Annotated in this window: 3 protein-coding genes; all 3 read left to right on the top strand. The window is 72.3% G+C overall.

Annotated features, from left to right (window positions below; all coding sequences use genetic code 11):
- Positions 1 to 442: hypothetical protein (locus tag ACFVYX_RS33570; RefSeq protein WP_389685286.1), on the top strand; the 442-nt coding region annotated here is incomplete at its 5' end.
- Positions 443 to 573: 131 nt separating this feature from the next.
- Positions 574 to 4,440: an endo-alpha-N-acetylgalactosaminidase family protein gene (locus tag ACFVYX_RS33565; protein ID WP_389685284.1), complete on the top strand. Its 3,867-nt coding sequence runs from the start codon at positions 574 to 576 to the stop codon at positions 4,438 to 4,440.
- A 149-nt stretch (positions 4,441 to 4,589) separates the two neighbouring features.
- Complete coding sequence (locus tag ACFVYX_RS33560; RefSeq protein ID WP_389685282.1) at positions 4,590 to 6,920, top strand: polysaccharide lyase 8 family protein; 2,331 nt, start codon at positions 4,590 to 4,592, stop codon at positions 6,918 to 6,920.
- Positions 6,921 to 7,228 lie beyond the last annotated feature (308 nt).

Here is a 7,228-nt window from a genome sequence, read left to right as displayed (position 1 = left end):
AGCAACGGAGCGATCAACGCCCACGACTCATCCGTCAGTTCATGTCGACGCACCACGAACAGAGCAACGAGCCACCAACTTTACGGACACGCCCTCGTCCGGCGGCTGCTCCGACCGCTACAACTCCACGTGCACGTCCTTCGAGCAGCTCAACCTCGCCACCGCCCAGGGCGCCCAGACCCTCAAGAGCGCCAGCGGCTGCGCCCTCAACATCACCGGCGGCACCGAGACCGGGCACGCGAGCGGCACGTACTCCCACTGGAACGGCTACAAGCTCGACTTCAGCAAGTACACCTGCCTCGGGAACTACATCAAGAACACCTTCACCTACATCGGGGTCCGCGGTGACGGAGCCCCGCAGTGGAAGTCCGGCGCGGGCAACATCTACGCCGACGAGGGCAACCACTGGGACGTGACCTTCTACAACTGCGGCGGCTGCTGACCGCACGCGCGCCCCCGAAAGAGCCCCCTCCGGTGGTCACTTGGACTAACCGAAGGGGGTTCTTGGACTGGAGGGGCCCGCGCGGCACGATCTCGTTGACGGTGCCGCCGGGGCGGGGCCAACTAGTGCGCATGTCCCTCCCCCAATCGCGAAGAATCCGTGCGGCCTGCGCGCTCGCCGTCGCTTCATCCGCCGTGTTCGCCCTCGCCGGCCCCGCCCTCGCCGAAGGCGCCACGCCCGCGGACGCCGCGGCCACGACGGCGGACGCCCTCACCGCGGAAGACCGGCTCATCACCTCCCCGCAGCTCTCCGTGGCCGTCGCCGAGGACTTCCCCCGCGTCCTCGCGTACACCGACCGCGCGAGCGGCGCACGTCTCCTCGGCAGTACGGCCCCGGTCACGCGCGTCGTCCTCAACGGCACCTCCCACGCCGTCCGGGCGAAGGGCGCCCCCGTCCTGACCGCCTCCTCCGCCGCGTACACCCTCACCTTCCCCGACCTGCCCGGCGTCGAGATCGACGCGAGCCTGAGCGTCGACGGGCGGACCACCACCTTCCGGGTGAGCGCCGTCCGCGACACCGAGGGCTTCCGGGTCGGCACGATCGACATACCCGGCCACGACCTGGTCTCCGTCGGCTCCTCCGACGCCGGCGCCGCGACCGCCTTCACCCGGCTCGACCCGGACTCCACCCGTACCGCCGACGTCTTCGCACGGGTCACCGGCGCGACCGCCGCCGAAGCGAACCCGGTGGGCGCGACCTACGCCCTCGTGAACACCGCCCGGCTCGCCGCCGCCGTCGAGTCCAACTCCAGCTACGACAAGCCCTCGGGGGCATCCGCCCGCGACGCCGCCCGCTTCTGGCACCAGGCCCGCAAGAGCGGCACCGAGACCCGCGTCGGCGTCTGGTCGGGCCAGTGGACCTACCGCGGCGAAGGCGCGCCGAAGCCCGCGAGCGGCGACGCCCTGCCCTGGGCCAAGGTCGTCGTGACCCCCGACGCCAACGCCGACGGCACCACCGACTGGCAGGACGGAGCCGTCGCCTTCCGGTCCATCGGGATCAAGGCCCCCGGCAGCGAGCAGACCCCCGGACGGGTGGTCGCCCACATCCCGTTCAACTTCGCCTCCCAGGCCACCCACCCCTTCCTGCGCACCCTCGACGACGTCAAGCGGATCTCGCTCGCCACCGACGGACTCGGCCAGTTCGCGCTGCTCAAGGGGTACGGCTCCGAGGGCCACGACTCCGCGCACCCCGACTACGGCGGCAACTACAACAAGCGGGCCGGCGGCCTCGACGACCTCAACGTCCTCCTCGCGGAGGGCCGGAAGTGGGGCGCCGACTTCGGCGTCCACGTCAACGCCACCGAGTCGTACCCCGAGGCGAAGAACTTCAGCGAGACCCTCGTCGACAAGACCAGGCCCGGCTGGAACTGGCTCAACCAGAGCTACTACATCGACCAGCGCCGCGACATCAACAGCGGCGACCTCGCCCGCCGCTTCAAGCAGCTCCGCGACGAGACCGACCACAACCTCTCCACGCTCTACATCGACGTCTACTACACCCACGGCTGGATCGCCGACGAGACGGTGCGAGCCGTCCAGGCGCAGGGCTGGAACGTCGCCACCGAGTGGTCCGACAAGTTCGAGCGGTCCTCCCTCTGGTCCCACTGGGCCAACGACCTCGACTACGGCGGCGCCACCAACAAGGGCCTCAACTCGCAGATCATCCGCTTCATCCGCAACGGCGAGAAGGACATCTGGAACAACCACCCGGTCCTCGGCCAGACCGCGCTCGTCGACTTCGAGGGCTGGACCGGCGAGACCGACTGGAACGACTTCACCGCCAACATCTGGCAGCGGAACCTGCCAGCCAAGTACCTCCAGCAGCAGAAGATCACCCGCTGGGACGGCAACGACCTCACCTTCACCGGCGGAGTCCGCGGCACCGTGGAGAACGGCCGCCGCACCTTCCACGACAACGGCCGCAAGGTCCTCGACGGCGACACCTACCTGCTTCCCTGGGAGGACGGCAAGAAGCTCTACCACTACAACAGGTCCGGTGGCACGACCCGTTGGGAGGTACCGCCCGGCGCCGGCTCGTACTCCGTGTACGAGCTCACCGACAACGGCCGGGTGAAGACCGCCACCGTCCAGCCCGCCGACGGGCACATCACCCTCGACGCCGTCGCCGGGCAGCCGTACGTGCTGTACCCCGACCGCGCGCCCGAACAGCGCGCCCCGAAGTGGGGCCAGGGCACCCCGGTGAAGGACCCCGGCTTCAACGGCGCGAAGCTCACCGCCTGGACCACGTCCGGAACCGTCACCCGTGACACCGACGCCCAGGGCCGCAACAGCGCGAAGCTCTCCGGCACCGCCGCCGCCTCGGTCCGCCAGCGGATCACCGGACTCACCCCCGGCGAGCGGTACACCGCCTCCGTCCTGATCGAGGTCGAGGCCGGCGAGACGCGGCCCACCACCCTCTCCGCGGGCGGCCGGTCCGTCACCGTCGAACGCTCCGCGCTCCAGGACCGGGTCGCCGCCTCCGACTGGAACGGCACCCGCTTCCAGCGCGCCAAGGTCACCTTCACCGCACCGGCGGGCGGCACCACCCCGCTGACCGTCCAGGCCGCGAGCGGCAGCGCCGCGACCGTCCGGATCGACGACGTCCGGGTCGTCGCCAACGCCCCCGCCACCAAGGCCGGGGCCCTGGTGTACGAGGACTTCGAGGCCGTCGACCAGGGCTGGGGCCCCTTCCTCAAGGGCGACTCCGGCGGTACGACCGACCCGCGCACCCACATCGCCCAGCTCCACGCCCCGTACACCCAGGCCGGCTGGAACGGGAAGCTGATCGACGACGTCATCGGCGGCGCCGAGTCCCTCAAGTCCCACGACGAGAACAGCGGACTCGTCTACCGCACCGCGCCCTGGACCGTCCCGATGAAGGACGGCCACAGCTACCGCGTGGAGTACGCCTACCAGTCCAGCCACGCGGGCGCGTACGAGTGGGTCACCGGATATGACCGCGCGAACGGCACCTCGGTGGAGACCCGCCGCACCCCCGTCGGACAGCAGAGGACCAGCGGCCGCTTCTCGGAGACCGTCACCGCCGGATGCGGCGACACCTGGACCGGCCTGCGCAAGCGCGCCGACGCCCCCGACGGCGCCGACTTCGTCCTCGACGCCTTCACCGTCACCGACCTGGGCCCGGCCGCCGAGCGCGCCGCCTGCGGCACGCTCACCGTCACCGCGCCCGACACCCTGGAGCCCGGCCGCCCGAACCAGGTCATGGCCACCTTCGGCAACGACGAGACCACCGCCGTCACCGGCGCCCGGGCCGTCCTCGCCCTTCCCGAGGGCTGGACCGCCGAACCGTCCGCGCCCGTCACCCTCGGCACCGTCGCGGCGGGCGGGAAGGCGACTGCCACCTGGCAGGTCACCCCGCCGGTGGACGCGGCCTACCGGCCGTACACGCTCGGCGCCACCCTCACCTACGCCCTCGGGGGAGAGGCGCGGAAGCTCACCGCCGCCACCACCGCCCGCACCCTGCCCCCGCCGCCCACCGCCGACAGCTGGGCCAGTGACCTGGACTGGACCTCGGCCACCAACGGCTGGGGACCCGTCGAGCGCGACCTCTCCAACGGCGAGACCGGCACCGGTGACGGCTCCCCGCTGCGGATCGGGGGAGTGACGTACGCCAAGGGCCTGGGCAGCCACGCCCCCGCGAAGATCCGCTACTACCTGGGCGGGCGCTGCACCTCGCTCACCGCCCAGGTCGGCGTGGACGACGTCCAGACCGCCCGGGGCAGCGTCCGGTTCAGCGTCCTCGCGGACGGCGCCGAGAAGGCGAAGTCCCCGGTCCTCAAGGCCGCGGACCCGGCCTGGCCGCTCACGGCCGACGTCACCGGTGCCTCCTATGTCGACCTGGTGGTCGACGACGGCGGTGACGGCAACGGAAACGACCACGCGGACTGGGGCAACGCCCGCCTCCACTGCGGTAGCTGACCTTCCGCGGCCCCCTGAGCACCGTCAGTCCGGGCAGTACACGGGGGAAAGCGCTTCCCCCGTGTACTGCCGTGCTCATTGATTGCGTCGGAAACACGGTGTTACACCAGGCGCCACCGGTCTCCACCCCTTCCCCCGGGAGGCTCCCCGTGTCCCTGTCCCTCTGGTCCCGCCGCACCTTCCTGACCACCGCGAGCGCCACCGCCGCCGCCCTCGCGCTGCCGCTGCCCGCCGCCCACGCGGCCGGCACGGCCACCGAGTTCGAAGCCCTGAGACTCCGCTGGCTCGACCTCCAGCTCGGCTCCGGCTTCGACGCCGGGGCCGAGCCCTACGCGTCACGGCTCGCCGAGACGGGCACGCTCGCGCGTGGCTTCCGCGCCGCCATGGCCCCCGCCGCCGGCTCCCTCTGGCCCGACGCCCCCTTCGACCCGCCGGCCGGCATCTCCCAGAGCTACAGCCGCCTCTGGACCATGACCCAGGCGTACGCCCAGCCCGGCACCGGCCTCACCGGCGACCCGGGCCTGCTCGCCGACGTCCTGCGCGGCCTCGACCACCTCTCCGGCACCGTCTACCGGGCCGGCGCCCCGCGTTACGGCAACTGGTGGGAGTGGCAGATCGGCAGCCCGCGCCTCCTCATGGACATCGTGGCCGCGCTCCACCCGCACCTCGGCGCCGAGCGGATCGCCGCCGCCTGCGCCGCCGTCGACCACTTCGTCCCCGACTCCGTGCTCATGAACTACACCGGCACCTCCACCGGCGCCAACCGCGTCGACCTGTGCCGCTCGGTGGCCCTGCGCGGAGTCCTCGGCGCGAACCCCGCCAAGATCGCCCTCGCCCGCGACGCCCTCTCGCCCGTCTTCCCGTACGTCACCAAGGGCGACGGCCTCTACGCCGACGGCTCCTTCGTCCAGCACACCTGGGTCGCCTACTCCGGCACCTACGGACAGGTCATGCTCGACGGCCTCGGCAAGCTCTTCTCGCTCCTCGCCGGATCCAGCTGGGCCGTCACCGACCCGAACCGGCAGATCGTCCTCGACAGCGTCGAGAAGGCGTACGCGCCCCTCATCTACGACGGCCTGATGATGGACAGCGTCAACGGCCGCGCCATCAGCCGCGGCTACCTCAAGAACGACGACCGCCGGATCATGCGCTCCGACCACTTCCACGGCCAGGGCGTCATCGCCGCCATCGCCCTCCTCGCGGGCGGGGCCTCCCCCGCAGAGCGGGACCGCTGGCACGCGCGCGTGAAGGGCTGGATCGAGCGGGACACCGTCTCCCCGGTCCTGGCCGCCCGCCAGTTCGGCGTCGCCGACCTCGCCCGGCTGCACGCCGTGGCCGCCGCCCCCCTCCCCGCCGCCCCCGAGCCGACCGGGCACCGGCTCTTCGCCGCCATGGACCGGGCCGTGCACCGCCGCCCCGGCTGGGCCGCCAACATAGCCATGGCCTCGAACCGGATCTCGTACTACGAGTGCGGCAACGGCGAGAACCCCCGCGGCTGGCACACCGGCGCGGGAATGCTCTCCTGGTGGACCCCGGAGCTCGGCGACCAGTACACCGACTGGTTCTGGCCCACCGTCGACCCCTACCGCCTCCCCGGCACCACCGTCTCCACCAGGCGCCTCGCCGACCGGGCGGGCGGCGAGTGGGGGGCGCCCAAGCCCGCCGTGCGGTGGGTCGGCGGGGCCACCGACGGCGAGTACGCGGCCGTCGGCCAGCACCTGAAGGGGCTCGGCTCCACCCTGGAGGCCCGCAAGTCGTGGTTCTGCGTGGCGGACGCAGTCATCTGCCTCGGCGCGGGGATCACCGCGACCGACGGGGTGCCCGTCGAGACGGTCGTGGACAACCGCCTCCTCGGGGAGTCCGGCACCCAGGCCTTCACCACCGGCGACGGCTGGGCGCATCTGGAGGGCCACGGCGGCTGGGTGTTCCCCGGCGGGTCCGGAGACCTCCGGACGCTCCGCGAGGACCGCACCGGGGCCTGGAGCGACATCAACACCACCAGCTCCACCGAGCGCCGCACCCGCCGGTACCAGACCCTCTGGCTCGACCACGGCACGGACCCGGCCGCCGCCTCCTACACGTACCTCCTGATGCCCGGCGCCTCCCGGCGTACGCTCGCCGCCCGCGCGGCCGACCCCGGCTGGCTGCGCGTACTCGACAACGGCGCCGGGGCGCAGGCGGTCGCCGTCCCGTCCCTCGGGCTGACCGCCGCGAACCTCTGGCAGGCCGGTACGGTGGGACCCCTCACGGCCACCGCGCCGGCGAGCGTCCTCGTGCGCCGCCGCCGCTCCGTGCTCGACCTGAGGGTCTCCGAACCGCTCCGCACCGGGCAGCCGCTGGAGCTGCGCTGGGACGGCCCGGCCCGCCGGGTCCTCTCGCACGACCCCTCGGTCGAGGTGCTCGCCACCGGTCGCACGCTGCGGCTCCGGATCACGCCCGGCACCGGCGGAGCCACCCACCGTTGCGAGGTCCTGGTCTAGGTCTATGTGGAACCCCTACAAACACAAGGGGTGCTGAGCTGTTGACTCGGGCTGGGCAGGTGCCGGTTCTGTCCAGCCCCACCAGGATTCGACACGGGAGACTGTTCGGAGTGGACGGCGGGGTTTTCTTGTTCGACTTCGTAGGGTCGGTACATGACCGTTGTGGACCAGATCCCGAGCGAGCCCGCTGACGCCCGTGGCCGAGTGGCCGAGCTGCACGTCCTGCGTGAGCAGGCGCTTCGCGGCCCGAGTGACCGGGCGACCGAGGCCCAGCACGCGAAGGGCAAGCTGACGGCCCGCGAGCGCAT

The organism is Streptomyces sp. NPDC058326 (genome assembly GCF_042879855.1).
In the GTDB taxonomy this organism is placed as follows: domain Bacteria; phylum Actinomycetota; class Actinomycetes; order Streptomycetales; family Streptomycetaceae; genus Streptomyces.
Note: the sequence above shows the minus strand (reverse complement) of the source record. Positions and strands in the feature narration are given on the sequence as shown.

Bases quoted from the DNA above. Each gene is read 5' to 3' on its own strand.
- ACFVYX_RS33565 (WP_389685284.1), top strand. From the start codon at position 574: ATGTCCCTCCCCCAATCGCGAAGAATCCGTGCGGCCTGCGCGCTCGCC.